At 45.9% G+C, this 1796-nt stretch carries 1 protein-coding gene; it reads left to right on the top strand.

The genetic code is table 11. The annotated features are described in order from the left end of the window. Positions 1-138: 138 nt before the first annotated feature. Positions 139-1650 carry an IS1182 family transposase gene (locus AB5062_RS22625; protein WP_008782600.1) on the top strand — a complete coding sequence of 504 codons (1512 nt, stop codon included), beginning with the start codon at positions 139-141 and terminating at the stop codon, positions 1648-1650. Positions 1651-1796 lie beyond the last annotated feature (146 nt).

Genomic DNA, 1796 nt, shown 5'->3' with positions numbered 1-1796 from the left:
GAGGCTGTCTCAAAATGAGACGGCCTTTTTTTGTGTTTGCAAAAAAATCGGGCAAGTCCTAACTTCGCTCAGTCAGAACTTGCCCGTCTCCCTAATTTTTTGTATCTTAGGGAATCAAGTCAAGATATCCCAAAGATAATGTTTAAAAGTTATACATCCAACGATAATCTGCTTTTACCTCCGTGTTTAGGCGATTTTATTCCCCAGAACGATCCGGTCCGGGTTGTTCACCGTATCATTGAACAGATAAACCTTGAAAAACTTTACCGCAGGTATTCTCCCCAAGGCTGTTCTGCATACCACCCTCGCATGATGCTTCAGATTCTGGTCTATGCTTATCTGCGTAATATCTATTCCAGCCGTCGCATAGAAGAATTCTGTCGCAATGACATCCGCTTCATGTGGCTTACCGGCAATGTGACTCCTGACCATAATACCATCAACCGTTTCCGCAGCAGCCGGCTGAAGGATGTACTCAAGACAATATTTGCCACCATCGTAAAGTTCCTTGTGGCGGAAGGTTTTGTAAGTCTGGATGTGGCCTGTACCGACGGGACGAAGATGGAGGCGGATGCCAACCGTTATACGTTCGTCTGGGGTAAGTCCATACATACGCGTATATCCAGAATCGCGGAACAGCTTGAAGAGATATGGCAGTACGCCGAGTCCGTCACCAAGCAGGAACTGCGTGATTCCGCACCCATCACATATCAGGATATCACTCCGGAGAAAGTGGAAAAGGCACTTTGCCAGATAGATGATGCCCTGAACGGAGTGGATGCAGACAGGAAAATGAAAGCGAAGGTAAGACGTGTAAGGAAGTCATGGCCCGAACAGCTCAGGAAATATGAATCACAGGGAAAGATACTTGACGGACGCAACAGCTACTCAAAGACAGACAATGACGCTACTTTCATGCGCATGAAAGAGGACCACATGAGGAACGGACAGCTCAAACCCGGATATAATCCCCAGATCAGTACCAACAGACAGTTCATTCTGAACTATACCATCCATCAGTGTGCCGGTGATACCTCCACCTATCCCCTGCATATGGATAATTTCCATTCCCTTTACGGCAGATACCCTGACGTATCTGTCTGTGATGCCGGATACGGAAGCGAGGAGAACTATCTGTACGCCTTCAGACATGGCATTGAAACCTTTATAAAGTACAACAATTTTCATAAGGAACAGAAAAGGAACTTCCGGAACGACCCGTTTCTCTCTGCCAACTTTTATTATAATGAAGAAACCGACGGCATGTACTGTCCGATGGGACAGAGAATGGAAAGACTCTCCGATGCAAGGCGGATAACAGACAACGGTTTTGTGCAGACCATCTCAAGATACAGGGCACGTAACTGCAAAGGCTGCCCGCTAAGATGCCGGTGTCACAGAAGCCGGTCGGAAAGAATTGTGCAGGTAAACCATCGTCTGAGGAAAATCAAGGAAAGGGAACGTGAAAAACTGCTCTCTGATGAAGGCCTGAAATATCGCAGCCAGCGACCGCAGGATGTGGAAGCCGTATTTGGAAACCTCAAGAACAACAAGCACTTCAAGAGGTTCCATCTTCGTGGGCTTAAGAAGGTTGAAATTGAGTTCGGCCTGCTGGCCATTGCACATAATCTTGCAAAAGTAGCCTCTTAGGGGGCTTATGGCAACGAAAAAAAAAGTTTGAAAGGATGAAACCTTCAAAAGTAAGTTTATAAACTCCTTTTTTGAGAAAAATCCAAATGACTTCAATTGGAGATGAAACAAAAGAGGCCATCTCAACTCTATTTTGAGACAGCCTC

It is taken from the genome of Phocaeicola sp. RTP21359st1_B8_RTP21360_211022, assembly GCF_040911965.1.
In the GTDB taxonomy this organism is placed as follows: Bacteria; Bacteroidota; Bacteroidia; order Bacteroidales; family Bacteroidaceae; genus Phocaeicola; species Phocaeicola vulgatus.
Note: the sequence above shows the minus strand (reverse complement) of the source record. Positions and strands in the feature narration are given on the sequence as shown.

Excerpts from the sequence above, each read along its gene's own strand:
- AB5062_RS22625 (WP_008782600.1), top strand. The coding sequence starts at position 139 with ATGTTTAAAAGTTATACATCCAACGATAATCTGCTTTTACCTCCGTGT.